Source organism: Hymenobacter sp. BT18 (assembly GCF_012273015.1).
GTDB classification, from domain to species: domain Bacteria; phylum Bacteroidota; class Bacteroidia; order Cytophagales; family Hymenobacteraceae; genus Hymenobacter; species Hymenobacter lutimineralis.
Map to the genome: position 1 here is coordinate 3443141 of NZ_CP050954.1, position 24995 is coordinate 3468135.

Consider the following 24995-nt stretch of genomic DNA (forward strand, 5'->3'; position numbering starts at 1 on the left):
ATGTCAAACGCGTCGCAGCTCTTCCACCCACACGTCCAGCGGGTCGGCGGCGTGCAGCACGGGTGACCCTAGCGGCGTAGGCAGACCGTGGCTTTCCACCAGCGTGGATTCCCAGCGAGTGAAGGTAGCCTCGCGCAATGACCAGGGCCGGTGCCAGAGCCGGCCCCGCCATAAGTCAGCCCCGTGCCGGCCGGCCCGTACCGTGTGGCCCGCCGTGTAGAGGTGATACCGCTCCGTGAGGAAATAGGCCAAAGAGCCAGGGCAGGCCAGCGGCAGTGCGGCTCCTGGCTGCCAGGAAGCCGCAAACGTAGCCGCTGGTTCGCCGCGGTGCGTACGTGTGGCCGTGGCGTGCAGAACTCCATCGGGCGTATGGGTGAGCTGCATGCGGGCGTGCAGGTAGGGCAAGTGAAACAACGTTCGGGCGGCCCACACGCCCAGTGGCTGCGTGGCATCCAGCGACAAAAACCACACGCCCGGCACCCCGTCGAGCGTGGCGTAGGTGCGCACGTTTAACTCGTGCAGGGCGCTCAGGCCCGGCACGGCCGGCAAGCCCAGTGGTCGGATGTGACTCATGGTAAAGGGCACCACGCCCAGCCACGCCTGTCCCTCAAACAAGTCCAGTTCCAGGCGCGGCGGCAGGTAAGGCCGCAACAGTTCCGGCGCTACCGGCCAGTGAGCAAACAGCAGGTTGCTCCAGCGCTGGCGCATCAAGGACCAGCGGGGCGGGTGGAGAGCGGGCAGAAAGTCGGACAAGGGAGGAGAGGAGGAAAGCAGGAACGAACTACGGACAGACTGGGCTTACAACCGCGCGCCTGGCAAAAGCTCCCGCGCAGTGCCCGGAATGGGTTGTCGAACTATCGAGGGGGTTACCCTGCCTGCTTGCTCACTAGGCGGTGTGGACCATAAGCAAAAAACGTCAAGCAGAGTGTTCGGCTCGTCATGCAGAGCGCAGCGAAGCATCCCGCGGGTGTAGTAATCAGATTCCTACTCCAACGGCCGCCAACGAGCAGCTTCGGCTCGGCTTGCTGCGCAGAACGCTCGGCAGGACGTGTTTGGTTACGGTCCACACGGCCTGGACCATGCAGCAGTTACGGGACCTGCGCTGCCGCGACGCCGCAACGCGGCTACACCCTTCGGGCTAATTATTCTGACGGCTAAGTTAAAGACTCGGGTTTGGGATTGGTGCGGGGCTAGCGTGGGCTCCGTGTAGCAGGAGTGCCGTCTTCGCGCCCAGAAGCCCAAGGCAGTATTCGGCCACGCCATTCTAATCGTAGCGCTAGAACTTGCTTTTGGTGTTGTGGTGAGCATGGCTCTATCAACGAGCAAGCCCGCCATTCCTCTTCTCATGTCGCTTGCAGGCGGAGAAAAAGGAACGGCGGGCACATCACCTGGCTCACCAACCAGTAAAAAGGCTATTGCCTAGAAGCTGAACATGCGCTTGCGACGGCGCAGGGTCTGCTTGCGCTTGCTCACGCGGCTCTTCTCGATGGTCTTCTTGCCAAACAGCGGCAGCTTCGCCGTGAGGGAAGAGGTAGCGGAAGGAGCTTTTTCGGGCGCGGCAGCCTGAGTAGCGTGGAGCGGAGCGGAAGCCAGCAGGGCAACAACGAGGAGGGATGCGAAAGTTTTCATAGCGTATGGAGAAGAAGTGTGAAGCGAAGAAGTGCGCTGGAGTAGTGCGCTGATTACGTCACAATATTACCGCGCATTGTTGGTTAAGTACAATCACATGATGATGTGGCAGGCCCGTCACCCACTACATGGGAAGCCGGTAAAACCGCGTTTACAGCGCGGGATTCGTGTTTTTAGCAGTGCATTGCAGCCTTTCTTATCACCCATATTGGGTGGCTTAGGGGGCAGAGTGGGTTAGCTGGCGTAAGCGCGCTGGCCACGGAATCTGGTTAGCTGCCTGGAATAGAAGCCTGACGTCGCATTATCAGCCGCTGCTCCGGGCAAGTTGTACCTTGCAGCCATGCTTTCCCACGCCCACGAAATCTTTCTGGAAGTAGCCCGGCAACTGAGCTTTACCAAGGCCGGGCAAACGCTGTTTATGAGCCAGTCGGCGGTGAGCAAGCAAGTGAAAGCTCTGGAAGAGCACTACAAAACGGGCTTGTTTGAGCGGCTCGGCAACAGCGTGGCCCTGACGGCCGCCGGGGCGCTGCTGTACCAAAAACTGCTGGCCGCCAAACAGCTGCAGCACGAGCTGCACCAGCAGTTTGCCGCGGTAAGCCCAGGCTTTGCCCCGCAGGTGCGCATGGTTATCGGAGCCAGTACCACCATTTCCCTGTACGTGATACCGCCGGTTCTCTCGGCTTACCTGCAGCGCTACCCGGGCACCCAGCTCACGCTCAAAAACCGCAACAGCGAAAACATCCTCAAAGCCCTGCTGGAGCACGAAATCGACCTGGGCATCATCGAGGGTATTCACAAGGTCAGCAACGTGACGTACACGCCCCTGCTCACGGATGAGGTGGTGGCCGTGTGCTCGGCGCGCCACCCCGGGCTGCCGGACGAGCTGGTAGCCCAGGACTTGTACCACACCCCGCTGGCTTTGCGGGAGCAGGGCTCGGGCACTCTGGCCGTGCTGGAGCAGGCCCTGGCCGAGCAGAACATCAAGCTGACGGACCTGCCGGTGAAAGTGCGGCTGGGCGGCACTGAGGCCCTGAAAAACTTTGTGCGCGTGGATACCTGCCTGGCCTTTCTGCCCCGGCAGGCCGTGATGAAAGAGCTGGCTTCGGGCGAGCTGCGGGAGGTAATTATCCGGGACCTGCGTATGGTGCGCCACTTCGATTTTGTGCAGCGCAAGGGTACCGAAAACAACCTGCCCTACAAAACCTTCGTGCAGTTCACCAAGCGGTACTATTCCAAACAGGCATAGGCTATTCCATAAGGCCATTTGCGTTCGGCATACCGAACCGGAAGCTTTGCGTTTCCATTCCCTATGCACATGCAAAGCACCCTCGAAACCATCAGCCGCCTTCATGTCCTGGAGTGTTCGGTATGCCGGGCTACCTATTCCGCCACTGTCCTGCAGCGTACCTCTGCCTGCTGCGCTGCCCCCTTGCTGGCCACCTACGAGCTACACGAACCCCTTAGCCCCGCAGCGGGCATCGACTTACACGAGGGCAGCATGTGGCGCTACCGCCGCTTGCTGCCCTTGCTCGATGAGGCCAACCAGGTAAGCCTGGGCGAAGGGTTTACGCCTCTGCTGCCCCTCACCAGCCTGGCGAGCCGCTACAACCTGGCGGAATTACTGATCAAGGATGAAGGGCAGAACCCTACCGGCTCGTTTAAAGCCCGCGGCCTGAGCATGGCCATTTCCAAAGCCAAAGAGCTGGGCGTAGCAGGCTGTATTATTCCCACGGCCGGCAACGCCGGGGTGGCCATGGCCGCCTATTGCGCCAAGGCCGGCATGCGCGCCGTGGTCGTCATGCCGCGCCACACGCCCCAGGCCTTCAAGGAGGAGTGCTACTGGTATGGGGCCGAAGTACATCTGGTGGATGGCCTGATCAACGACTGCGCCGCCCGCGTGCGGGAACTCAATAGTGCGAACGAGCTGCTCGATGTTTCCACGCTGAAGGAGCCCTACCGGCTGGAAGGCAAAAAGACGATGGGATACGAGCTGGCCGAACAGCTGCGCTGGACGCTGCCCGACGTGCTCTTGTACCCGGCGGGCGGCGGCACCGGCCTGATTGGTATCTGGAAAGCCTTCCGTGAGATGCAAGCCCTGGGCTGGCTGCCCGCTGAGGTGCCGCTGCCGCGCATGGTAGCCGTGCAGGCAACGGCCTGCGCCCCGCTGTGGGCCACGTACACCGGCCAGCAGGCCAACAGCCAGCAGTACGTGGGGCAGCCGACCATTGCCAACGGCCTGGCCGTGCCGCGCCCCCTGGGCGAAGCCCTGATGCTGCAAGTGCTGCGCGAGTCCCGGGGAACAGTAGTGCCCATTGACGACCAAGAGATGCTGACCGGCATGCGCGAGCTGGCTCGCCACGAAGGCTTATTCGTGGCCCCCGAAGGAGGAGCCGTGTGGATGGCTGCCCGCAAGCTGGTGGATGCCGGCTGGATAGGCCGCCACGAGCGGATGCTGCTGCTGAACACAGGCTCGGGGCAGAAGTACCTCGAAAATGTGATGGGTCAGGCCTGAGCATACCGGGCAACTGACGTCGGCCGCTTACCTTGCCGCCGTTAATCGTACCCGCTATGTCTGCTCTATCTACTGTACTGCTCCTGCCGGGCCTGGGCAACTCTGGCCCCCAACACTGGCAAACCCGGTGGGAGCAGCACTACGGCTACCTGCGCGCAAACCAGCACAACTGGGACCAGCCTGACTGCCACGACTGGGTGCACACGCTTGACCAGGCCATTGCGGCGGCCGGGCCGGAGGTAGTGGTAGTGGCCCACAGCTTAGGCTGCGCGACGGTAGCTCACTGGGCTGCCACTACGCACCGGACCATCCGGGCTGCCCTGCTGGTTGCCCCCGCCGACGTGGACCGCCCCGACTTCCCACCCGAAGTCACTGGTTTCTCGCCTATGCCCCGCACGCTGCTGCCGTTTCCGAGCATTGTGGTAGCCAGCACCAACGACGAGTACGTAACGCTGCCGCGGGCCCAGGCATTTGCCGAGTCCTGGGGCAGCCGCTTGGTGAATGTGGGCGCGTTGGGGCATATTAACTCAGCCTCCGATCTGGGCTTATGGCCGCAGGGGCATGCGCTACTGCGGGAGCTGGCCGGGTCCGCGCTACGAAGCTAAATGCCAGCCCGGCTTCGGGCGCTTAGCTGGCTGTCGGAACTGGAACCCGTGGGTTCATGACCCGAAACCAGAGCGGCGGCAGGGCCGCCAGCAGCATCATGCCGGGGTAGCCGGTGGGCATCTGGGGAGAGGCGGGCTGGTGGCGCAGCGTGTGGTAAGGCCGCGAAGCCAGGTAATGATGGTCGGAGTGACGGGTAAGCTCATACAGCAGGATGCGGCCCAGGGCATGCTCCGAGTTCCAGGAATGATGGGGCTGCACCCGCTCGTAGGCGCCGCTGGCGGTGCGGCGGCGCTGCAAGCCATAATGCTCCACGTAGTTCACCAGCTGAAATAGCACGGCGGCCACGGCCGCTACGCTCAGCCACGCGAGCAGGCCGGCCCAGCCCAGCACCACGACAATGACTAGGCCCAGCTCCAGCTGCACCACCTGAAACTGGAGTAGCTGGTTGCTTGGCGTCCAGGGCGAGGGGGCGCCGGCTCGGTGCAGCCGCGTCGCTTCCAGGTGCCAGGCCGAGCGAAACTCGCCCACCAGAGCCCGTGGCAGGAAAAGCCAGAAGGACTCGTGCAGGCGGGCGGTGGCAGGGTCCTGAGGCGTGGCCACGTGGCGGTGATGCCCCCGGTTGTGCTCGATAAAAAAGTGCAGGTACAGCACGCTGGCCAGTAGTACCTGCGCCAGCCGCTGCTCCAGAGCCCGGGGGCGGTGCCCCAACTCGTGGGCCACGTTGATGCCCAGGGCCCCGCCGGCAATACCCACGCTCAGGGTTAGCCCAACTACTTCGGTGCCGGTAAGTTGAGTCTGGGTGAAAACCACCAGGTACCAGCCCAGTAAGCCCAGGTATAGCGGCACATTCAGGTAAAGCAAGCCGTCGAAGAAGGGGTGGCGGAGCGGGCCCGCCGTGGCTAGTGCCGGCTCTGGCTGCGGGTGGGGCGGCCAGGTCCATTCCAGCAAGGGAACCAGGCCAAATACGAACAGGGGGGTAAGCCACACCCACGGCCCCCGGGCCTGCAGCCCCACCGCTACGCAGGCAGGTACCAAGTAAGCCAGCAAATAACGAAGGTCGGCGGGGCGCATAGGCAGCAGGAAATGGCTGCAGAAGATAAGGTAAAAATTTGGGCAGGACAATGCGCCCTTGGCTAGCAGCCCGCCGCCTCGGCTCACTTGCTACCACCGGGCTTGCTGCCAGCTTCTGCGCCAGGCCGCTTACGTAGTGCGCACCTGCCCCTGGCCGCGCACCAGCCACTTGTAGCTGGTGAGTTCTTCCAGACCCATGGGGCCGCGGGCGTGCAGCTTCTGGGTGCTGATGCCAATTTCGGCGCCCAGGCCAAACTGAGCCCCATCGGTAAAAGCCGTGGAGGCGTTGGCGTACACAGCGGCGGCGTCTACCTCGGTCAGGAACTGCTCGATGTGGGCCGCATCCTCCGAGATAATGGCCTCGCTGTGCCGGGAGCTGTGCGCGGCAATGTGCGCCAGGGCTTCCTCCAAGTTGTCTACCGTTTTTATGGCCAACTTCAGGGACAGAAACTCGGTACCGAAGTGCGCGGGCCGGGCCTGCTCCAGCAACGCCGCTGGGTACAGCCCGCGCAGGGCCGGAAACGCCCGCTCATCGGCATACACCACTACGCCTGCCTGGGCCAGGGGTGCCGTAAGCGCGGGCAGGTCTATCAGGCGCGCCTCGTGCACCAGTAGGCAGTCGAGGGCATTGCACACGCTCACGCGGCGGGTTTTGGCGTTGGCAATGATGGCGCGGCCTTTCGCTAAGTCAGCAGTTTCATCGAAGTAGGTGTGCACAATGCCGGCCCCGGTTTCAATAACTGGTATTCGGGCGTGCTGGCGTACGTAGTCAATAAGTGACTGGCTGCCGCGCGGAATCAGCACATCTACGTAGCCCACCGCCTGAAGCAAGGCTTCGGTGGCCTGGCGGTCGGGCGGCAGCAGTGAAACCGAGGCGGGATGAAGTCCGTGCCGCGTCAGCACCTTCTGAATAACGGTGCTGATGGCCTGGTTGGAGTGCGCAGCATCGGAGCCGCCCTTGAGTAGGCAGGCATTGCCGGTTTTCAGGCAGAGGGCGGCCACGTCGAAGGTGACGTTGGGGCGGGCTTCGTAGATAACGCCCACTACGCCCAGCGGCACCCGCACCTTGGAAATCTGCAGCCCATTGGCCAGTTCCTGGGCACTCAGCACCTGGCCCAGCGGAGAGGGCAGCGCCGCTACGTTGCCCATATCCTGGGCTATGCCTTCCAGCCGCGCCGCCGTCAGCTGTAGCCGGTCGTACTTGGGGTCGTCGGGCGACATCAGGGCTAGGTCCTTGGCATTCTCGGCCAGCAGAAACGGCGTTTCCGCTACGGCGGCCGCGGCCAGATCCAGCAGTACGGCCTCGATGGCCGCCGGGGAAAGCAGCCCCAGGGTGCGGCTGGCCTGCTGGGTAGCTTGGAAGATGTCAAGCATAGGTTGAATGTGCTAATGTGAGAAATGTGCTGCGCTTCGCTAATGTGAGCAATGTGGGAAATGTGTCATGGCGAGCAGGGCGAAGCCATCCGGCCTGGGCAACGTGCCCAGCTTCGGGGTGTGACAAGCCCCTATCCTGCGCCGCCCGCGTTGGGGCTTGCTGATAGAAAGATGCGTCTGGTTTTGTCCAGGACGGATGGCTTCGCCCTGCTCGCCATGACGCGTATTATCAGCCCATTATTCACATTTCTTCCACATGAGCACATTACCCCAGCTCTGCCGTCAGGAACAGGTAGTCGTAGTGCACCAGGGGCTTCTGCTGCTGCTGGCCCAGGCGCTCCAGGGCTTTGTCGGAGCCATACTCGGCCAGGCCCAGGCCCAGGGGCTTGCCGGCCTCATCCAGGATGCGGATAATGTCGCCTTTCTGGAACGTGCCCATAATGGCCAGCACACCTACCGGCAGCAGGCTGGTAGCCTGGTGCGGGGTGAGCAGGGCCGTTTTGGCACCGGCATTAATGAGGACCGCGCCTTTGGCCGCCAGGTCAGAATGCGCAATCCACTTTTTCTTGCTGGAAGCGGTTTTATTGGGCAGGAAGTGGGTGTTGACGACCTCCCGGCGCAGCAGGCGGGGCAGTACGTTTTCGGTTTTGCCGTTGGCAATGTGCACGGAAATGCCCAGCTGCGCTACTTTATGGGCCATATGGCACTTGGTAATCATGCCACCCCGCCCGAACTGGGAACGTTGGGTGGAAACAAACGACGAGAAGCTGGTGGTAGTGGGCGCAATTTCCGGGATAAGCTCGGAAGCCGGGTCCTGAGGGTTGCCGTTGAAGATGCCATCCACGTTGCTCAGAATCAGCAGGGCATCGGCATCGAGCATAGTAGCCACCAGCCCGGCCAGCTCATCGTTGTCGGTGAACATCAGCTCCGTGACGGAAATGACGTCATTCTCATTCACGATGGGGATGATGTTGTTCTGCAGCAGGGCCCGAAAGCAGTTCTGCATGTTCAGGTAATGCTGCCGGTCACGAAAGTCTTCCTTGGTTACCAGCACCTGGGCGCAGAGCAAATCCTGCCGGGCCAGCAGCTCGGCGTAGGTAGCCAGCAGCTTCACCTGGCCCACGGCGGCCAGCACCTGCCGGCTGGTTACGGCGTCGGCTTTCTCCGAAACCTGTACCAGGCTGCGCCCCGACGCCACCGCCCCCGACGAGACAACAATAATTTCCTTGCCCTGCTTTTTCAGGTCGGCAATCTGGGCTACCAAGTGGCTGATGCGCGTCAGGTCGGGGAAGCCGTCGGCCTGCGTTAGCACGTTGGAGCCGATTTTTACGATGATGCGGTGGTAAGCAAGCGCCATACGCTGTCGATGAGGTCTGGGGCGTAAGGTAGGGCCGCCGTGGCAGTGATACCCAATCAATACTAGGTTGAGCTACAAAGTCTACCACTTATTGGCGGAAGATTCGTTGTAGTACCGCCCGCTTCTGTTTGCTGCTTATGCCTCTTCTTCCGCGCTTTTTTCAGTGGCTGTTGCTTACACCCGTGGTGTTGGTGGCTTGCGAGTCGGGTGGGGCGCAGCAACGTACTACGTCTACCAATTCTCCATCTGCCATGCAAACTGCTCCCACGCGCGCCGATACGAGCCGCCTCTATTCGGATGTTGAGTTTCTGACGTCTTTGCAACCCGCCCGCAACTATCGCAACCTGACTTCGCTCAACCAAGCCGCCGATTACATAAAGGCCGAATTCGAAAAGCTGAATGGGCGCGTGGAAGAGCAACTTTTCAAGGCGGATGGCCGGCAATATCGCAACATCATCTTCTCCCTAGGTCCGCCGGATGCTCCGCGCATTATTGTGGGCGCCCACTACGATGTGTGCGGCGACACGCCCGGGGCCGACGATAACGCCAGCGCCGTAGCGGGCCTGCTCGAAACGGCCCGCCTGCTGCATCAGTCGGCTGGGCAGCTGCGTAACCGCCTCGACTTGGTGGCCTATGCCAACGAGGAGCCGCCCTACTTCGCCACCCGGCACATGGGCAGCGCCGTGCACGCCAAGTCTCTGCACGATGCCCAGGTTGCGGTGCGGGCCATGCTGTGCTACGAAATGATTGGGTACTTCCGCGACGAGCCTGGCTCCCAGCAGTTTCCCAATGCCCAGTTAGCGGCGCTGTACCCCAATACCGGCAACTTCATCATTGTAGTAGGCCGCACCGGACAGGAGGCCTTCACGCAACGGGTGCAGAAGCTCATGCAGCCCGCCGCCGACCTGGATGTGCAGCGCATCAACCTGCCTATGGAAATGGGCCTAGCTGGTTTATCGGACCACCGTAGCTATTGGGAATATGGCTACGATGCCCTGATGATAAACGACACGGCTTTCCTCCGCAACCCCAATTACCACTTGGCCTCAGACACTATTGAAACCCTGGATTTTGGGCGCATGGCAGAGGTGGTGAATGGGACGTACGCCGCGATTCTAGGGCTGCAGCAACAGTAGCCCTTAGCTGGAGCGCAGGCCCAGCACCCACACGTACACCAGTGTGCCGCCCAGAAACGCCAGGAACAGCACACCGCTTCCGGGAAGCATCAGCGCTTCCGCAGCTACAGCCAGCGCCCCCACGGCCGCCAGCCCCCAGCCAAACCAGCGCGACTGTTGGCGCCGCTTGGAATGCCACTGGCGCTGGGTGCCCACCAGTGGGAACAGCAGGCCCAGCCCCACAATACCAGCAGTGGTGAGCGGGAGCAGCCGGCCGAAATGGCCAATTGCCAACATTCCCAGGCCGCCCAGCAGCAAACCCATAAACTGGTTGGAGTCGCGGGTGGCCTGCTCGCTCAGAGCAAAGCGGCCGTAGCGGTTCAGGCGCAACAGGGAGTTGAACAGGGGCTCGGCAAACCAGCTCATGTACACTATCACCAGGTACAGCGGCAGCAGCACCGGCACAAAGCGCGACAACACAAACATGCCGATAAATAAGCCCTGACGCATGCTTGGGCTCAGCGTCTGCGTCCAAACGGTGAAGCGGTAAAACCAGTTGTACACCCAGAATCGAGCTTTCAGCGACGCCACCAGCCCTTCACGGGCATAGTCGGAAGTGGGGGTAAGGCGCAGCGCTTCCTGAAAGTGGCCGGAGGCTTCTTTGGCGCGGCCGCGCTCCAGGGCCACCCAGCCCAGGTCGGCGTGGGTACCGGCGTCGGAGGGGCTTTGGCGCAAGGCTTCGTCGAGGTCGGCGGCGGCTTCGTCGCGGCGGCCCAGGCGCGCCAGGCACCGGGCCCGTAAGCCCAAGCAGTCCACGTGAACGGGGTCGGCGGCCAGCCCGGCTTCGGCTGCCCGCAGCGCGGCGTGCAGCTGCCCCTGCTGAAACCGAATCAACCCCAGCACATGGTGGTAGTCGGCATCCTCGGGGTCCAGGGCCAGGGCTTCTTCAATGGCTTGCAGGGCCAAGGGCAGCTCGTGCTGGCGCTGCAGGGCAGCACTCAGCACGTAGAAGGCAAAGCTGCTTTCGGGCGAGAGGTGAATAGCGTGCTGGGCCGCTTCCTGGGCCTGGGGAAGCTGGCCTTGCTCCATCAGCGCCAGGGCCAGCAGACATTGCAGGTAGCCGTTTTCCGGGTCTTGGTGGAGCAGCCGCCGTGCTTCCCGCTCCGCATCCTGCGGGCGTTTGTGCTGGAGCAGGAGCTGAACTCGGTTGAAGGCTTGGTAGGATTCCATAGATGATGCCGCTGAAAAACCGCTGGAAAGGGCGAAATCCGATTATTTCTTAATTCCCAGGTACGTCAGGATGTCGTCGTAGGTGCCGCCTTCGTTGGAGTACAGGGCGTAGTTTTTGGCGGTGGCAAACCACTCCTTGGTGCTGGGGCGTACCTGCTTGGCGGCGGCCAGCAGGTTGCTTTGCTGCACGGGCAGCGCCTTCCCGGCCTTCATCGACTCGCGCAGGCAGCTCTCCACCGCCAGGTCGACTACAGCCTGTAGGTCTGCACCCGAGAAGCCGGCCGTTTGGGCGGCCAGGGCCGCCAGGTTCAGGCCGGGCGCCACGGGCTTGCCGCGCAGCAGCACGTCCAGAATGGCCACGCGGGCGGGCTCGTCGGGGGGCGTCACCAGCACAATGCGGTCGAAGCGGCCGGGGCGCCGGAAAGCGGGGTCGAGGTGCCAGGGGGCGTTAGTGGCGGCCAGAATCAGCACGCCGTCGTTGGAGCTGCGGGCCCCGTCCAGCTCTTCCAGAAACTGGTTGATGAGGGTGCGGCCCGCGCTCTGGCGCAGGTCGTGGCGGTTGGCGGCCAGGGCATCTACCTCGTCAAAAAACAGTACGCACGGAGCCTGCACGCGGGCCAGCTCAAACAAGTCGTGGAGCTTTTGCTCGCTCTGGCCCATCCACATATCCAGAATGTCGTTGATGCCGACGTGGATAAACGAGGCCTTTACTTCCCCGGCCGTGGCGCGGGCCAGATAGGTTTTGCCGCAGCCCGGGGGGCCGTACAGCAGCAGCCCGCCCCCGGCGGCTTTGCCGTAGGCCTTGTACAGGTCGGGGAACTGCAGGGGGTGCACCATTTTGAGGTTGATTTCCTCCTTTACTGCGTCCATGCCCCCCACGTCCGAAAAGTTGATTTGCGGCTTTTCCAGCCCCGCAAACAAGGCCCGCTCGTCCAGGCCCGCCGCCGATACGCTGGCTTGGTACTCGGCGGGGGCGCCTCCACCGGCGGGCTGAGCGGCCGGTCGCAAGCCCAGCAGGCCTTCCAGCTCCGCATCGCGCAAAGAGGTGTCCAAGTGAAGGGCAGTTTGGTAGGCCGTACGCGCTTCCTGGGGCGGGCCGCCTGCCTGGGCCAGCAGGCGCGCGTGCAGCAGATGAGCGGCAGCCTGATCGGGGTGGGCGCGGAGCAGCTCTTCCAGCACGACTAAAGCCGCCGAAGTTTTCTGCAGAGCCGCGTAGGTTTTGGCTAGCCCCAGCTGCAGCTCGGCGTCGTCCGGGGCCTGGCGCAGACCCATGCGATAGTGTTCCTCGGCCTCCGCCAGCCGGCCGGCGTCCCGCAGCAGGGCCGCCACGTGCCGACGCAGGGGCACGTTGTCGGGCGAAAAAGATAAGGCGTCGAGCAGGGGTTGTAAATCGGAGGAATTCAGCGGCGCGGCCATAGCAATGCAGAAAGTAGATCGATAAGCAAGCTACGCACTATGGCCACACGGCACCAGCTTCGCGGGTAGAATGTGTTTTTGGGGAAGAAGCCGTATTATTTGATAGGCCTGAAAAATACGAGGGGTGCATGAGAATTTATTTGGTTTTCGGTAGAAAGTGTAGATAAACAAAAGGGGTGTTTTGGAAATGTGGCCATCATTTTTAGATTGGGCCATCAAAAAATTAACCAGGGGTAAAACTGCTGCATCTCTATGAGCCCGACTACTTCTTCGCGCCTTCCCGTTTCCCGGCTGCTGCTGCTGGGGCTGTTTCTGGCCGCGCTGGCTGCCGCTTTTATCGAATTGCCCCACCCCGCCGCGGTGGCTGGCTCCCTTAATAGCGCCGATATTGCCTGGATGCTCACGGCTACCGCCTTTGTGCTGATTATGACGCCGGGGCTGTCGTTTTTCTACGGGGGCATGGTGCGGCCCAAAAACGTTATCAGCACCATGCTGCAAAGCTTCGTGGCCCTGGGCATCATCACCATTGTGTTCTACTTCGTGGGCTTCTCGCTGGCCTACGGCGACTCCTGGCATGGTATCATCGGCAATCCGTTCACCTTTGCCATGCTGCGCAACGTGGGTACCGCGCCCAATCCGGCGTTTGCGGCTACTATTCCGTTTATCCTCTACTTCGCCTTCCAGCTTAAGTTTGCCATCATCACCCCGGCCCTGATTACGGGTTCGTTTGCCGAGCGGGTACGCTTTAAGGGTTACCTGGCGTTTATGGTGCTGTTTTGCCTGTTCATCTACTGCCCGCTGGCGCACTGGACCTGGCACCCCGAGGGCTTCCTGCGCAAGTGGGGCGTGCTCGACTTTGCCGGGGGCACCGTAGTGCACATCTCGGCGGGCATAGCTTCGCTGGCGGGCGCGCTGGTGCTGGGCCGCCGCACTACGCACCTGCGCAATACGTCTTTCTCTACGCCCAACGTGCCGTATGTGCTGCTGGGGACGGGCCTGCTGTGGTTTGGCTGGTTTGGCTTCAACGCCGGCTCGGCGCTGGGTGCCAATGAGCTGGCCGCCCAATCCTTTGTAAACACCAACCTGGCTTCGGCCGCGGCCCTCATTGCCTGGCTGCTGGTAGAGGTGGCCCGGGGCGGTAAGCCCACCGCAGTAGGTGCCTGCACCGGGGCAGTAGTGGGGCTGGTAGCCATTACGCCTGCTGCCGGGTACGTGAGCTACGGCCAAAGCGTGCTGTTTGGGGTAGTAGGGGCCCTGGTGAGCCACGCCGCCGTGCACTGGCAGAACAAGCGCACTACCATCGACGACACCCTCGACGTGTTTCCCTGCCACGGCCTGGGCGGCATTGTGGGCATGCTCCTCACGGGAGTTTTCGCCGACAAGGTGGGGCTTATCCATGGCACCTTCACTACTTTCGGCTACCACGTGCTGGGTCTGCTGATTGTGGTAACGTATTCCTTCGTGGGCTCCTGGTTGCTGCTCAAGCTCACCGGCCGCTTCTTTGCTTTGCGCGTGAAAAACCACGAAGAAGAGCTGGGCCTCGACCTAAGCCAGCACGAGGAGTCAACCTACCACGTGGATGAGGAATTTGAGAAAACATACCGGCGCGCCGTGCTGGAACCACTACCCGTCTGACCGAAACAGGCTGCTCTTCCTCCGGAAAGGGTAGCCCTAGAGGGGGGAATCTGACGGCATAACGCCGGAGCTACTGCTAGCTCCGGCGTTTTTCGTGGCAGGCACTTTCATGTTTTGATTTAGCGCAACCCTCCCCACCCAGCATCATATACTTTAACCTCTAACCTCTCATTCCCCCATCTTGCTCAGGTAAAAGGAAACCAGGAAGCCCAGCACGGTGATGAGGCCGGTGAAGTTGTGGGCCACCTCGAAAGCCTCGGGAATCATGGTGTCGGCAATCATGGCCAGTACGGCGCCGGCGGCTACGGCGGTGGTAGCGGCCACGATGTAGGGCGGGAAATGACTGAACACGGAATAGCCTACAAGGGACGCTACGCCCGAAACCAGGGCAATGCCCCCCCACAGCAAAAGCACGTACCGCGCCGGGCGCCCCGCTTTTTTCATGCCGGCGGCGCTGCTTAGCCCCTCAGGCAAGTTGGAAAGAAAAATGGCGACTACGGCTACCGTACTCACCGCGCCCCCGGCCAGCAAGCTAAGCCCGATGACAATGCTTTCCGGAATGCCGTCGAGGAGGGCGCCCACGGCCAGGGCCATGCCGTTATCGTCGCCGGGGGTGTTGCCTTCCGTCGCGCCGGCCTGCACATCCTGCCGCTCGGCCGCCTGCTGATGCCCCGAGCGTTTGCGGTGCTTCGCTCCGTAGCGCGCCAGCAGCCAGTTGGCGAAGGTGTAGCCCGCAGCGCCGCCCAAAAAGCCTACCGCCGCCGAGTAAAACCCGCCTTTGGTATAAGCATCTTCCATCAGCTCCAGGGAGAGCGTGGAAATAAGCACGCCGCTGCCAAAAGCCATGATGGCGGCCACTACCCGCTGGGGCACCTGGAAAAAGTAGCCGATGCCCGCGCCCAACAGCAGCGCCGAGCCCGAAACCAGGCCCCAGAAACCGGCCAGCATCCACGTAGGAAACGTCATAAGCAATAGAAGTAGCAAGGGGAAGGGTGGGAGGCCAGTACGCGCAAATGGCTAGGCTTGATGCTTGGCCAAGGTGGTGCGTAGCGCTTCGTCCGTGAGGGCAGTTACTTGCACTTTCTTATAGGGAGCTGTGTGGCCCGCCAGCAGCACTACGCTCGATTTGGGAACGGCGAACAACTTCGCCAGAAAGGCCAGCAGGCACTCATTGGCTTTGCCATCCTGGGCGGGGGCCTGCAGGCGCACTGTCACGGTGCCATCGGCGCCCACCAGCAGCTCCGTGCGCCGTGCCCCGGGCTTGGCTTTTAGATGCAGCACGGCCACGGCTAGGCAGGGTCGTTGTAGGCGTCATACACATTCCAGGCCCAAATCAGGAAAGGCACCACTATCGTCCAAGCCAGAAAAATGCCCAGTGCGCCTCCCACAGCCCAGATGAGAAAGGCCTTCAGAATCTGGCCTTTGATAAGCTGGCCAAGGCCAGGCACGAAGATGGACAGCAAGGCCGGTAAGCCGTAGGTTGGTTTCATAGGGTGATGAGGTGAGTAGTAGGCGGTGTGTAGTTGGAAAATATGGCAACTGTACTAGGTGTGTCAGCAAAAACACACACAACCACTTGCGCGTTGAGCAATGGTAGTTTTTTCTTCTCACTTCTCACTTCTCACCCGTAGCTGGCCCACGGAGCATAGGTCGAGCACCACGCAGCGGCCGCAGGCCGGCGTATGGAAATAGCAGCACTTCTGCCCATGAAACATGAGCGCCTCGTGGTGGTCGTATACCTGCTGGGCATCCCAGTCGGGCGGGAGCAGGGCCGCCAGGAGCTTGTGGGCGAGCTTCTCGTCTACTTTCGGCCCGATAAGCCCCAGCCGCTGCGCCACCCGGTGATGGTGACTATCGACGGGCATGGCTGGAATGCGGAGCGAGCTGAAAAGCAGGGTGGCTGCGCTGGTTTTGGGGCCTACGCCGGGCAGCTTTTCCAGCCAGGCCCGCGCCTCGTCTACCGGCAGCTCGGCCAGAAAAGCCAGGTCGCAAGGGCCCCCGCAGCGCTGACTTACCTCGCGCAGCACATGCTGAATGCGCGGGGCTTTCTGCTCGGGCCAGGTGCAGGCGCTGATGGCCAGCTGCACCTCGGCGGTGGGGGCGTCGCGCACGGCATCCCAGGTAGGAAAATGGGCGCGCAGCTGCTGGTAGGCTCGGTGGGAATCCTGGTTGCGGGTACGGTGCGAAAGCAGGGCGCTGATCAGCTCACTGAGCGGGTCTTTGGTGCTGAAAAAGCGGAACGGGGCCCCGTACTCGGCGCACAGCCGCGCGTGCACCAGTAGGGCCTTGGCCTGATGCTCGGCAAACTCAGGGTCGAAAGAAAGGGAAGAAGGCGGCACGGAGTTGCTTACGCGCAAGCGCCCGGTGCAGGTTGCTTGCCCGAAAACAAAACAGCGCAGCCTGGGGCAGGCTGCGCTGAGAAAAAGAAGCTGCAAACAGGGCTACTGCTGCGCGTTGTAGAGGGAAATGGCTTGTTTGATGTTGCGCTGCTGCTTGCCCTGGAGCACCAGCGGCACAATCAGCAGGGCGGGGGCGGCATATACCAGGGGCGAAATAGCCGAGCCCGTGTTGGTACCAGTCAGCGACGACAGCAGGCCGGCAGCCATCAGGCCACCCGCGCCAATGTAGCTGAGCGTGATGGCCGTGCGGGAGCGGCGGGCCTGGTCCAGCAGACTGCGGGCCCCGGGGTTGTCGGAGGTGGCAATGCTCAGGTTGCGCAGGTTCAGGTCCTGGACCGGGCCATTGTCTTTGCTGAAGTACTCCGTTTTCACGGTGCGGTAGCCACCGCCGTAGGGGTAGCCCATGCCCCCGTAGCCGAAGCGCCCGTAGCCAAAGGGGCTGCCGCCCATGTTGTTGTACTGGGTGGTGGTGATGGAATACAGGCTGATGCGGCCCGTCCGGTCGCGGCGTAGGGTGCTTTCGCGGGAGGAGCCGGGCAGGTTGGTGCGCACGTAGAAGCCCGTTTCGTCTTCGTAGTAGCGCACATCGGTTAGCTCGAGGCGGCGCTGCCCGTCCAGCAGCAGGTAGTTGCGGCCCAGCAGGGGCTGGCGGGTTTCCACGTCATACGCCTGCACTTCCTGGCCCGATTTCAAACCCACTCGAAACCGGGTGGCCTGAGCGGGGGGGAGGTTGCTGGGTTGAGGGCGGGCAGAGGGTACCTGCTCGGCCACGGGGGCCGGGGCAGGCGTGGGCTCGGCCGCGCGGGCCGGGGCTGCAACGGGCTGGCGCACCGAGTCGGGCAGCGTGGGCGGAGCGTTAAGCTGACGGGGACCGTCCTGAGCCAAGCCCCGGGTGGCGGCGCCCGTCGTGAGCAGCGCCAGGGTAAGCAGTAGGTGGAAGCGCATAGGAAGAAAAGCAAGGAATAATCCCGCCCCACGCGGAGCCGGGAATGCAAGACTAAAACTAGAAAGGAGAGAATAAAATTCGCGTGAAGGTTGCGCGGCAGTAGTTTCTCCTCTTGCGGGCTGCATTGGCTAAACGAAAAAGCGGAAGAAACCGTCTGTCTCTCCCGCTTTGCGTGATTAGAAAAGCCGTGCCTGCCTATTTCAGCAGCGTTTCCAGCAGGCTCATGCTGTCTACCAGGTCGCGGCTGGTTTCAAAGTCCAGGGGCTTGATGATGTAGCCCGTCACGCCCAGGTTCTGGGCACTGAGGCGGTCAACATCCATGGATGAGGTAGTGATAACGAACAGCGGAATGCTGGCCAGGTGCGGGTACAGGTTGCGCTCGGCCAGAAACTCGTGCCCATTCATCTTGGGCATGTTCAAATCCAGCAGAATTACTTCCGGCAGCGGGTCCATGGCTTCTACGCCATTGCGGCCCAGGAGCAGGTCCAGGGCTTCCAGACCGTTGAAGGCCGTTTGCAGACGGTGCGGAACACTGAATTTTTCGAAGGATTTCTGCACGGTCATCGTGTCAAAGAAATCATCTTCCACAAGTAAAACGGAACGGTCGGGCATACAGGGGCAGCAAGAAGATCAGGTACCGGCAGGGGCGGGCTCCGGGGAAGTGGGCAGCGCCTGCTTCGGCCACGTAAAGATAAAGGCTGCGCCCTGCCCCGCCGCCGATTCTACCCGAATACTGCCTTTCTGCTCGTCAATTATTTTTTTAACGATGCTCAGACCGATGCCCGTGCTTTCGGCCGTGTGCCGGTCGCGCAGGGTCTGAAACATGAGGAAGATTTTCTGGTGGTACTCCGGGGCTATGCCGGGGCCGTCGTCGGCTACGGTAAACTCGTAGTGCTTCTTCAGCTCCTGGCAGCTGACGGTAAGCGTGCCCCCGCCTTTGTGGTGGTACTTGACGGCGTTGCCGATCAGGTTGGTAAACACCTGCTGCAGGCTCAGCCGGTCGGCCACCAGGATGGGCAGCGGCTGGGGAATGCGCACCTGAAAATCGGGCGGCACCACCATGTCCGTCACTTCATCTACCAGCTCGGACACGTCTACCGGCTCCAGCTTCTGCTCGGTGCGGCCAATGCGGGCGTAAGCCAGCAGCCCGTTGATGAGGTCCTCGAGCCGCACCAGGCGGCCTTTCATCATGTCCAGGTACTGGCGCATCTTCTCCGACAGCTCCCCCGACAGTTCATCCTCAATCCACTTCACCACCGTCATCACCCCGCGCAGGGGCGCTTTCAGGTCGTGGGAGGCTACGTAGGCAAACTGGTCGAGCTCCTGGTTGCGGTTTTCCAGGGCCCCGAAGGTTTCGGATAACTGGCGCGTCATGCGGTTGAGGGAGCCGGCGAGGCGGCCCAGATTGTCGCGCTCCTCATCCTTGATTTTTACGGAATAGTCGCCCAGCACCACCTGCTCCGCCAGGTGCTCAATGATGCTGATGCGCCGGGCTACTTCGTCGTTTACCTGTTGCAGCTCCTGTTGCAGGGCGGCGTTGGCGGCCAGCTCCTGCCGGATGCGGCTTAGCAGCCAGCCCACAATCAGGAACGCGAGAATAGCCGATATAACCAGGGCAATAGGTGTGGTCTGGGCGTAAAACTCCTGATTTCGGTCGCGCTCCGCCAGCAGATTGTCTTCCGAGTACTTGATGCGGCCAATCAGAGCGCGAATGTATTCCAGGCGCTCCTGGTTGCGGCGGATCATGTCGCGGGCGGTAGGGGCGGAGGCGCTGCGGTCGGTCCACATGCGCAGGTCGCGGGTGTCGGCGTCGAGGGCCCGGCGCAGCGTATCCAGGCGCTGCTGCTGCCGGGGATTGTCGCGGGTGAGGTCGCGCAGAATGGTGTACTGCCGGCTGAGGTCCTGCTCGGCCACCTCAAACTGAGGCAGGTAGGTGGTGTCGTTGAGCAACAGGTAGTTCCGCACGCTGCCCTGGGCGTCGCGCACGTTGGTGCGCAGATCGGAGGTAGCCTGCAGCACCTGGTAGGTGTGCTGCACCTGCTGGGTGTAGTAGGCCAGGCGCTGGTTGCTGTAGTAAGCCACAAACGTGGTGAGCAGCAGCACGCCCAGCGCAATGCCGAAGCCCAGCAGGATTTTGGTATTCAGGTTCAGGCGCATAGGCTGCAAACCTACGGGTTTCCGGCCAAGGGGCCAGCCTGGCGCAAGCGGCGTAGCTCGAGGGTATCGGGCGGGGCCGCCTGCGCGGGTACTTCACCCGGCCCGCGGTCCGGGGCCCCTAGCGCAGCACTTCCACCCAGCCACGGTAGGTGCGCCGGTAGCGCGCATCCAGCACGTGGTAGTAGTAGAGACCGGGGGCCACGCCCGGCCCGGGCCAGGTATTCTGGTAGTCGGCGCGGGCGTATACCTGCCGGCCCCACCGGTCGTAGAGGCGCAGTCCCAGCGGGCGTTGGATGAGGCCTTGGACGACGAAGAAGTCATTGCGCCCATCGGCATTTGCCGTAACAACGTTGGGAATCTGCAGGGGGGCGCAATCCTGGGTCCGAACGAGCACCGTAGCCGTGGCCTGGCCGCAGGCTGTGGTCACCAGCACCGGCACCAGCCCGGCCCGGGTAGTGGTGTAAGTAAGCGCCTGGCTGCCGTCGGGCCAGGTGTAGGTGGTGCCGGGCGGTGGCGCGGGCAGGCGCAGCATCAGGGGTTCGGCGGCACACATGAGCGTATCGGCGGGCAGGGGCGGCAGCACTGGCCGGGTGCCGGCCAGCACCAGCACACTGTCCTGTACGGGGCAGCCCGCGGCGGTGGTAGCCGTAAGCCGGTACCAGCCCGGCTGGTACACGGAGCGGGTGGCACCGGTTGGGCCGTCGGCCCAGCGGTAGTCGGTAAAGCCAGCGGCCGCCGTGAGCGTAGAGGCGCTGCCGGGACACAGCGCGGCGGCGGGGGCGGGCAGCAGGCGCAGGTCCGCTGGCTGGCGGGTTACTACTACGGTATCCTGCACAGTACCGCAGCCAAAGTCGGCCGCCACGATGTAGCGGCCCGGCTCGGTTATGGTAATGCTGCGGGTGGTTTGGCCCGTGCTCCAGCGGTAGGCGGCAAAGCCGGCCGAGGCCGTGAGCGTGAGCGAGCTGCCGGCCTGCGGGCACAGCTGGCGGTCGGGGCCGGCGCTGAGGGTAAGCTCCGCCGGCGGCACGGCCACCACCGACACGTCGTCGATGGCGTAGCGGCAGGAAGAGACGGTCGGCTCGGTTGGCCGGGGCAGCAGGCGGCGCATCGTGGTTTGCTCAGTGGGGCGGAAGTTACCCAGCGTCAGGTACTGCTCGCCGCCCTGGGCCACGAAGGTGCCGGTAATGGGCACGTAGTTGACGGTATCGGTGAGCAGCTGGCCCCGGGCCAGCCCGGCCTGGGCCGGGTAGCCAATCAGGTTGGTGCCATCCGCGTGGTAGATGGCCTCCCGCGAAACGTAGGCGCTCAGTCCGTCGGAAGCCACGGGGGGAACCAAATCGGGTAGCTTGCCGACTAAGCCCAGCAGCCGGGCGTAAAACGTAATGCGGTAGGTACAGCCAGCCTGCAGCGGGGCCAGCAGCTTGGCCTGGGCGTAGGCGTGGTCCTTGTCGTAGGTGGCGTTGCTGCCGGGTACGTATTCTCCATTAACGTATATATAGATGTAGCCCTCTCCCGAGTGGGGCTGAAACCAGGGCCGGGGCGGAGCCGGCCACAAAGGCTCTACGTTACAAGGCAATAGATGGCCCACGCCCCCGGTAAGGCTCTGCCAGCCCGGCGAGCCGGTACCATAGGTCCCATCGCCGGGTTGGGTGCCGAACCCTCGCATTCCATTGCCTCCCGTAGTAGAATAGCCCTTCCCACACAGTACATACTCCTCGAAGCCAGGATTAGGTACTAGGTTCTGGGCCCGCAGGTTCAGGCAGCAGAGGCAACCAGCCAGCAGCAGTATGCTCCGCAGCCGGAGCAGCCAGTGCCTAATGCGGCAGGTGCCGGAATACGCCTCCGGCCGGAGCCAGGAGGCGTAAATAACGGAGTCCATGGCGGGCTAGCGGGTTTTCAGCAGCCGGCCGGTTTCCAGCCGGTCGGTGAGCAGGTGGTAGTAATAAACACCCGGGGGCAGGCCTACTTGCGGCGGGTGGTGGATAGCACCCAGTTCTTCATCTGGGAAGATTGGGCTACTGCCGGAGCCGGGAGGAGCAAGGCCACCCCGAGGGCGCGGCAGGCAAGCCGTAAAAGCGGTTTCATAGGAGTATGGAAGCAAGTAAATAAGCCAAATGCGTATTGCGGCAATAGGGTGGGGCAGGGTACCCCGCTGGAGGGGCCACGAAAGCCAGTGCGAAGAAAGCGAAAAGTACTATCGAAACCCCGGACGGTCCTACTGCCGCCCGCAGAAAGCGCATAGGCTGCAAACCTACGGGTTTCCGGCCAAGGGGCCAGCCTGGCGCAAGCGGCGTAGCGGGAGGGTGTATCTTCGTGGCTGGTATGTTTGCTTTCCCTATGGCTTTTCCCTCCGACCCCATTACCTCCCCGCAGAATCCGCGCATCAAGAACCTGCTCAAACTCCAGCAGAAGTCGTCGGAGCGCCGAACCCAGGGGCTTACCATTATTGAAGGGCTGCGGGAGCTTACCATTGCCCATGGGGCGGGCGTGGCCGTACCGGCCTTGTTTGTGTGCCCCGAGCTGGCCGGCACCGAGCGGCTGGCGCAGCTGCAGGCGCTGTTTGCCGAAAGCCGCCCCGAATGGTTTGCCGTTTCCCGGCCGGTGTTCGAGAAAGTGGCCTACCGCGAAGGCTCCGACGGGGTGCTGGCCCTGGCCCGCCCTCCGCAGCGTAGCCTGGCCAGCCTCCAGCTGCCGAAGGCCCCGCTGCTGCTGGTGCTGGAGGCTGTGGAGAAGCCCGGCAACCTGGGCGCTATCCTGCGCACCGCCGACGCGGCCCAGGCCACGGCCGTCATCGTCTGCGACCCGCGCACCGACTTGTTCAACCCCAACGCCATTCGCAGCTCCATCGGGTGCTCGTTTACGGTGCCCACGGTGGCCACCACCCGCGAGGAGCTGCTGGCCTGGTGCCAGCAGCACGGCATCCGCACCTACGCCGCGGCCCTCACCGAACACGCCGTGCCCTACACCACCTGCGACTTCCGGGGCCCCACGGCCCTGGTCATGGGCACCGAAGCCGATGGCCTCACCCCCGAACTTCGGCAGGCCTGCACCCAGACCATCATCATTCCCATGCGCGGGGCCATCGACTCGCTGAATGTGAGTACTGCCACGGCCATTCTTACCTTCGAGGCCGTACGCCAGCGCGGCGCATAGCGTATTCGCCGTATTTCCCGCCTATTCTCTCCCCATGACGCTATCCGGCCCGCCGACCGCCACCCTTCCCCAGCCGCCCGCGGGGGGCTATTACTGGTGGCTGCTCGTACTGGTGGTAGCGGTATTCGTGGGGAGCCTCTACCAGCGCGTGCTGCACGGCGACGAGGCCTGGATAGGGGAGCAGGCCTACTGGGCGGCCAAAGAAGGGCGGGTGCGCTCCGAGCTTTTCCGGGGCCTGCTGCACGCCGAGCAGCGCCAATGGGTGTATCACTGGCTGTTTGTGTGGCAGGGGGCCGGCGTTATTCGGCTCGTGGGCTGGTCGGCCCTGGTGCTGAAGCTGATCAGCCTGACGTATCTCGGCGCTTTCCTGCTCGTCAGCTATCGCCATCTGCGGGCCCATTTCCTGCCTACGGCCCCGGCCTGCTACCTGTTCTATGCCCTGCTGCTGGGCAACACCCTGGTAGTGGAGTATGGCTACGTGTTCCGGCCGGAGGTCATGCTCATGTTCCTAGGGTTTGGCTCCTGGATTTTTCTGCAGCGCTACCTGCACACTGCCCAGCCCAGAAGCTTATACGTGCTGCTGGCGGCCCTGCTGGCGGGACTGGCGGCTCTCACCCACTTCAATGGGCTAATCTTTGTGGTAGCCGGGGCCGGGCTGCTGCTTTTGCGCCGGCGCTTTGGGGCTATGCTGGTGTTTTCGGGTGTGGCCCTGGGCGTGTTTTCCGCCTGCTTCTGGGACGTCATTGCCCACGAGGCCTGGGCAGTGTACATCAGGCAGCTGACCCCGGCCATGAAGCACGCCCAGCCCCGACTGCTGACGTACCTGGGCTACGTTTTGGATGAGCAGAAGCGGTTTTTTCACTCACCCGCCGAAGTAACCCTGAGCCTGCTGGTGCTAACTTCGGCCGTGGTGCTCTACAAGTCCCGCTACCGCACGCCGCGCCTGGCCGATGCCGTGCTCTACCTGTTGTTCATGATAGGGGCGCTGGCCTGCCTGGCCCAGGGCAAGACCACAAAATACCTACTGCTCTACCTGCCCCATCTGTGCCTGGTTATCACCCTGGCGTTTGTGCACCAGCCCCCGCGCCCCGCGTGGCTGCCCAAGGCCCTGCAGGTCCTGTTGGCCCTGTACCTGGTTGCCAATATTGGTTTCACGGGCTACCTCTTTAGCCAGCATGAAGACCAGCCCACTCAGAACCGGCAGCTGGCGCAGCAACTAACCCGCTACCGCCATAGCCGGGTGGTGGCTCCTCTGGAGTTTATCTTCCACGAGATGGAGGCCTTTTCCATCCAGGGAACCACCTGCTATAAAGTGCTGATGGAAACCGGCCAGATACCCGATGGCGGCCTGAGCTTGTTCGAGGAAGCTGCCCGCTTCCAGCGGCAGGTCATCATCCTCGACGAGAATTCCCGGCACGTACTGGGGGTGCCCGTCCCCGTGCCCGGGCAGCGCTACGGCCAGTACCGCTACGCCTACCGCTTTCAGAAATTCTACGTGTACGAGCTGCAGTAACCCGAAGCGGGCTGCCCTGGGCTGGGCCTGCTGCTTCCCCCAGCCCGGAGCAGGCAGAACACCGCCGGGCCGCAGACCCGTAGGCTTGCAAACAAAGAATTAGCACTATGCCTGGAAATGCACGGCCTCTGTCAGCGTAGTAGCTTCGGTGTTTGTTCGTTGTAGGTTCGATGTAGCTTCGTATAAGCTGCGTAGACGGGTGAGGTGCGGCTCGATTGTACTTTTTAGAGAATGGCAACCGCCTGCACAGTGTTGCCGGGAAAGCCGGTGAGGGTGAGGTAGACCTGTAGGCTGGCCCAGGAAGGTAAAGCAGCTGTGGGCGTGTACTGCCAGGCATTAGGCCGGGGCAGCGGCTCGGCCGGGCCCGCGGCCAGCACCTGCCCCGCCGGGGTCTCAAGGCGCACGTCCACTCGGTGCAGGGCTACCGGGTTGCTTACCAACAGGTGCAGGCGGGTTGGGCAGGTGGGGTCGGGCCCCACGCTCAGCAGGCACGGGGGCGTCAGGAAATCGGCCAGGCAGAGGTTGTGGGGGCGGCGCCCGGTAGCCTGGGCTGCCGCCGTATACAGCGCCCCGAGGGCAGGGTCGGCCAGGGCCGCCCGGGCGTAGCGGGTGGCCGCCTGGAACTGCTGCTGCCGGGCCAACTGGGCCTGGGAGCGGGGCTTGCCCGAAGGTGCGGGGGCCGCACACACCAGGGTTTGCCCATCGGCCAGCTGCCGCACCACCAGTTGTTTGCCCAGCATTCCGCTCAGGCCCTGGAGAAGAAGGTTGTGTCGCACTTTCGCCATCGGAAGAAAGGCTGAGGGGGAAGAGGGTGAAGAAGGAACCGCCAGAACGAACTAGGCCGCGCCCACCGTATACTGGCAGGCAGTAGCTGCCGCGCAC

General features: G+C 62.8%; 24 protein-coding genes. 7 read left to right on the top strand and 17 right to left on the bottom strand.

Annotated elements, in window-relative coordinates:
• Positions 1-3: 3 nt before the first annotated feature.
• Both HER32_RS14790 and HER32_RS14795 read right to left on the bottom strand, forming a co-directional pair.
• Positions 4-753 (bottom strand): YqjF family protein, encoded by a 750-nt coding sequence (locus HER32_RS14790; protein ID WP_197748842.1) that lies wholly within the window; start codon positions 751-753, stop codon positions 4-6.
• Positions 754-1419: 666 nt separating this feature from the next.
• Positions 1420-1629: a hypothetical protein gene (locus HER32_RS14795; protein WP_149072564.1), complete on the bottom strand. Its 210-nt coding sequence runs from the start codon at positions 1627-1629 to the stop codon at positions 1420-1422.
• A 340-nt stretch (positions 1630-1969) separates the two neighbouring features.
• On the opposite strand from HER32_RS14795, the gene HER32_RS14800 reads away from it, so the two are divergent.
• The 3 genes from HER32_RS14800 to HER32_RS14810 all read left to right on the top strand — a co-directional run bounded on the left by HER32_RS14800 (position 1970) and on the right by HER32_RS14810 (position 4746).
• Positions 1970-2875, top strand: coding sequence for a LysR family transcriptional regulator (locus HER32_RS14800; protein ID WP_168682421.1), 906 nt, complete (start codon positions 1970-1972; stop codon positions 2873-2875).
• Positions 2876-2944: 69 nt separating this feature from the next.
• On the top strand, positions 2945-4141 hold the full coding sequence (locus HER32_RS14805; RefSeq protein WP_168682422.1) for a threonine synthase: 1197 nt from the start codon (positions 2945-2947) through the stop codon (positions 4139-4141).
• Between the two features lie 56 nt (positions 4142-4197).
• On the top strand, positions 4198-4746 hold the full coding sequence (locus tag HER32_RS14810) for an RBBP9/YdeN family alpha/beta hydrolase (RefSeq protein WP_168682423.1): 549 nt from the start codon (positions 4198-4200) through the stop codon (positions 4744-4746).
• A gap of 22 nt (positions 4747-4768) precedes the next feature.
• Here the strand turns inward: HER32_RS14810 and HER32_RS14815 are convergent, their stop codons facing one another.
• The 3 genes from HER32_RS14815 to proB form a co-directional block, all read right to left on the bottom strand.
• Positions 4769-5818 carry an alkane 1-monooxygenase gene (locus tag HER32_RS14815; RefSeq protein ID WP_168682424.1) on the bottom strand — a complete coding sequence of 350 codons (1050 nt, stop codon included), beginning with the start codon at positions 5816-5818 and terminating at the stop codon, positions 4769-4771.
• Positions 5819-5947: 129 nt separating this feature from the next.
• Positions 5948-7192 (bottom strand): glutamate-5-semialdehyde dehydrogenase, encoded by a 1245-nt coding sequence (locus tag HER32_RS14820; RefSeq protein ID WP_168682425.1) that lies wholly within the window; start codon positions 7190-7192, stop codon positions 5948-5950.
• A gap of 265 nt (positions 7193-7457) precedes the next feature.
• Entirely contained in the window at positions 7458-8549 is a 1092-nt protein-coding gene (proB, locus tag HER32_RS14825; RefSeq protein WP_149072570.1) for a glutamate 5-kinase, read from the bottom strand.
• 137 nt (positions 8550-8686) lie between these two features.
• Here proB and HER32_RS14830 point away from each other — a divergent pair, with 137 nt between their 5' ends.
• Positions 8687-9685, top strand: a complete 999-nt coding sequence (locus HER32_RS14830; protein WP_232066267.1) for a M28 family peptidase — start codon at positions 8687-8689, stop codon at positions 9683-9685.
• 3 nt (positions 9686-9688) lie between these two features.
• Here the strand turns inward: HER32_RS14830 and HER32_RS14835 are convergent, their stop codons facing one another.
• Entirely contained in the window at positions 9689-10894 is a 1206-nt protein-coding gene (locus HER32_RS14835; RefSeq protein ID WP_168682426.1) for a tetratricopeptide repeat protein, read from the bottom strand.
• Positions 10895-10936: 42 nt separating this feature from the next.
• Positions 10937-12310, bottom strand: a complete 1374-nt coding sequence (locus HER32_RS14840) for an ATP-binding protein (protein ID WP_149072572.1) — start codon at positions 12308-12310, stop codon at positions 10937-10939.
• Positions 12311-12562: 252 nt separating this feature from the next.
• On the opposite strand from HER32_RS14840, the gene HER32_RS14845 reads away from it, so the two are divergent.
• On the top strand, positions 12563-13945 hold the full coding sequence (locus HER32_RS14845; protein WP_168682427.1) for an ammonium transporter: 1383 nt from the start codon (positions 12563-12565) through the stop codon (positions 13943-13945).
• A 168-nt stretch (positions 13946-14113) separates the two neighbouring features.
• Here the strand turns inward: HER32_RS14845 and HER32_RS14850 are convergent, their stop codons facing one another.
• From HER32_RS14850 to HER32_RS20325, 9 genes are all read right to left on the bottom strand, one after another.
• Positions 14114-14911: a ZIP family metal transporter gene (locus HER32_RS14850; RefSeq protein WP_149072574.1), complete on the bottom strand. Its 798-nt coding sequence runs from the start codon at positions 14909-14911 to the stop codon at positions 14114-14116.
• Between the two features lie 51 nt (positions 14912-14962).
• Positions 14963-15226 carry a DUF167 domain-containing protein gene (locus HER32_RS14855; protein WP_197748843.1) on the bottom strand — a complete coding sequence of 88 codons (264 nt, stop codon included), beginning with the start codon at positions 15224-15226 and terminating at the stop codon, positions 14963-14965.
• Between the two features lie 8 nt (positions 15227-15234).
• Positions 15235-15435: a hypothetical protein gene (locus HER32_RS14860; RefSeq protein ID WP_149072576.1), complete on the bottom strand. Its 201-nt coding sequence runs from the start codon at positions 15433-15435 to the stop codon at positions 15235-15237.
• A gap of 117 nt (positions 15436-15552) precedes the next feature.
• Positions 15553-16302, bottom strand: coding sequence for an endonuclease III domain-containing protein (locus tag HER32_RS14865; protein ID WP_232066268.1), 750 nt, complete (start codon positions 16300-16302; stop codon positions 15553-15555).
• 84 nt (positions 16303-16386) lie between these two features.
• Positions 16387-17289: a hypothetical protein gene (locus tag HER32_RS14870; protein WP_168682429.1), complete on the bottom strand. Its 903-nt coding sequence runs from the start codon at positions 17287-17289 to the stop codon at positions 16387-16389.
• Positions 17290-17485: 196 nt separating this feature from the next.
• On the bottom strand, positions 17486-17902 hold the full coding sequence (locus HER32_RS14875) for a response regulator (RefSeq protein ID WP_149072579.1): 417 nt from the start codon (positions 17900-17902) through the stop codon (positions 17486-17488).
• 18 nt (positions 17903-17920) lie between these two features.
• On the bottom strand, positions 17921-19447 hold the full coding sequence (locus tag HER32_RS14880) for a sensor histidine kinase (protein ID WP_168682430.1): 1527 nt from the start codon (positions 19445-19447) through the stop codon (positions 17921-17923).
• Positions 19448-19565: 118 nt separating this feature from the next.
• Positions 19566-21326, bottom strand: a complete 1761-nt coding sequence (locus HER32_RS14885) for a gliding motility-associated C-terminal domain-containing protein (protein WP_168682431.1) — start codon at positions 21324-21326, stop codon at positions 19566-19568.
• Between the two features lie 83 nt (positions 21327-21409).
• Positions 21410-21532: a hypothetical protein gene (locus HER32_RS20325; protein ID WP_262888168.1), complete on the bottom strand. Its 123-nt coding sequence runs from the start codon at positions 21530-21532 to the stop codon at positions 21410-21412.
• 252 nt (positions 21533-21784) lie between these two features.
• On the opposite strand from HER32_RS20325, the gene HER32_RS14890 reads away from it, so the two are divergent.
• Positions 21785-22600, top strand: a complete 816-nt coding sequence (locus tag HER32_RS14890; RefSeq protein WP_168682432.1) for a TrmH family RNA methyltransferase — start codon at positions 21785-21787, stop codon at positions 22598-22600.
• Positions 22601-22634: 34 nt separating this feature from the next.
• Complete coding sequence (locus HER32_RS14895; protein ID WP_168682433.1) at positions 22635-24113, top strand: hypothetical protein; 1479 nt, start codon at positions 22635-22637, stop codon at positions 24111-24113.
• A 224-nt stretch (positions 24114-24337) separates the two neighbouring features.
• Here HER32_RS14895 and HER32_RS14900 read toward each other — a convergent pair whose 3' ends face one another.
• Positions 24338-24889, bottom strand: a complete 552-nt coding sequence (locus HER32_RS14900; protein ID WP_168682434.1) for a hypothetical protein — start codon at positions 24887-24889, stop codon at positions 24338-24340.
• Positions 24890-24995 lie beyond the last annotated feature (106 nt).

Excerpts from the sequence above, each read along its gene's own strand:
- HER32_RS14795 (WP_149072564.1), bottom strand. The coding sequence starts at position 1,629 with ATGAAAACTTTCGCATCCCTCCTCGTTGTTGCCCTGCTGGCTTCCGCT.
- HER32_RS14800 (WP_168682421.1), top strand. The coding sequence starts at position 1,970 with ATGCTTTCCCACGCCCACGAAATCTTTCTGGAAGTAGCCCGGCAACTG.
- HER32_RS14805 (WP_168682422.1), top strand. The coding sequence starts at position 2,945 with ATGCAAAGCACCCTCGAAACCATCAGCCGCCTTCATGTCCTGGAGTGT.
- HER32_RS14810 (WP_168682423.1), top strand. The coding sequence starts at position 4,198 with ATGTCTGCTCTATCTACTGTACTGCTCCTGCCGGGCCTGGGCAACTCT.
- HER32_RS14815 (WP_168682424.1), bottom strand. The coding sequence starts at position 5,818 with ATGCGCCCCGCCGACCTTCGTTATTTGCTGGCTTACTTGGTACCTGCC.
- HER32_RS14820 (WP_168682425.1), bottom strand. The coding sequence starts at position 7,192 with ATGCTTGACATCTTCCAAGCTACCCAGCAGGCCAGCCGCACCCTGGGG.
- proB (WP_149072570.1), bottom strand. The coding sequence starts at position 8,549 with ATGGCGCTTGCTTACCACCGCATCATCGTAAAAATCGGCTCCAACGTG.
- HER32_RS14830 (WP_232066267.1), top strand. The coding sequence starts at position 8,687 with ATGCCTCTTCTTCCGCGCTTTTTTCAGTGGCTGTTGCTTACACCCGTG.
- HER32_RS14835 (WP_168682426.1), bottom strand. The coding sequence starts at position 10,894 with ATGGAATCCTACCAAGCCTTCAACCGAGTTCAGCTCCTGCTCCAGCAC.
- HER32_RS14840 (WP_149072572.1), bottom strand. The coding sequence starts at position 12,310 with ATGGCCGCGCCGCTGAATTCCTCCGATTTACAACCCCTGCTCGACGCC.
- HER32_RS14845 (WP_168682427.1), top strand. The coding sequence starts at position 12,563 with ATGAGCCCGACTACTTCTTCGCGCCTTCCCGTTTCCCGGCTGCTGCTG.
- HER32_RS14850 (WP_149072574.1), bottom strand. The coding sequence starts at position 14,911 with ATGACGTTTCCTACGTGGATGCTGGCCGGTTTCTGGGGCCTGGTTTCG.
- HER32_RS14860 (WP_149072576.1), bottom strand. The coding sequence starts at position 15,435 with ATGAAACCAACCTACGGCTTACCGGCCTTGCTGTCCATCTTCGTGCCT.
- HER32_RS14870 (WP_168682429.1), bottom strand. The coding sequence starts at position 17,289 with ATGCGCTTCCACCTACTGCTTACCCTGGCGCTGCTCACGACGGGCGCC.
- HER32_RS14875 (WP_149072579.1), bottom strand. The coding sequence starts at position 17,902 with ATGCCCGACCGTTCCGTTTTACTTGTGGAAGATGATTTCTTTGACACG.
- HER32_RS14880 (WP_168682430.1), bottom strand. The coding sequence starts at position 19,447 with ATGCGCCTGAACCTGAATACCAAAATCCTGCTGGGCTTCGGCATTGCG.
- HER32_RS14885 (WP_168682431.1), bottom strand. The coding sequence starts at position 21,326 with ATGGACTCCGTTATTTACGCCTCCTGGCTCCGGCCGGAGGCGTATTCC.
- HER32_RS20325 (WP_262888168.1), bottom strand. The coding sequence starts at position 21,532 with ATGAAACCGCTTTTACGGCTTGCCTGCCGCGCCCTCGGGGTGGCCTTG.
- HER32_RS14890 (WP_168682432.1), top strand. The coding sequence starts at position 21,785 with ATGGCTTTTCCCTCCGACCCCATTACCTCCCCGCAGAATCCGCGCATC.
- HER32_RS14895 (WP_168682433.1), top strand. The coding sequence starts at position 22,635 with ATGACGCTATCCGGCCCGCCGACCGCCACCCTTCCCCAGCCGCCCGCG.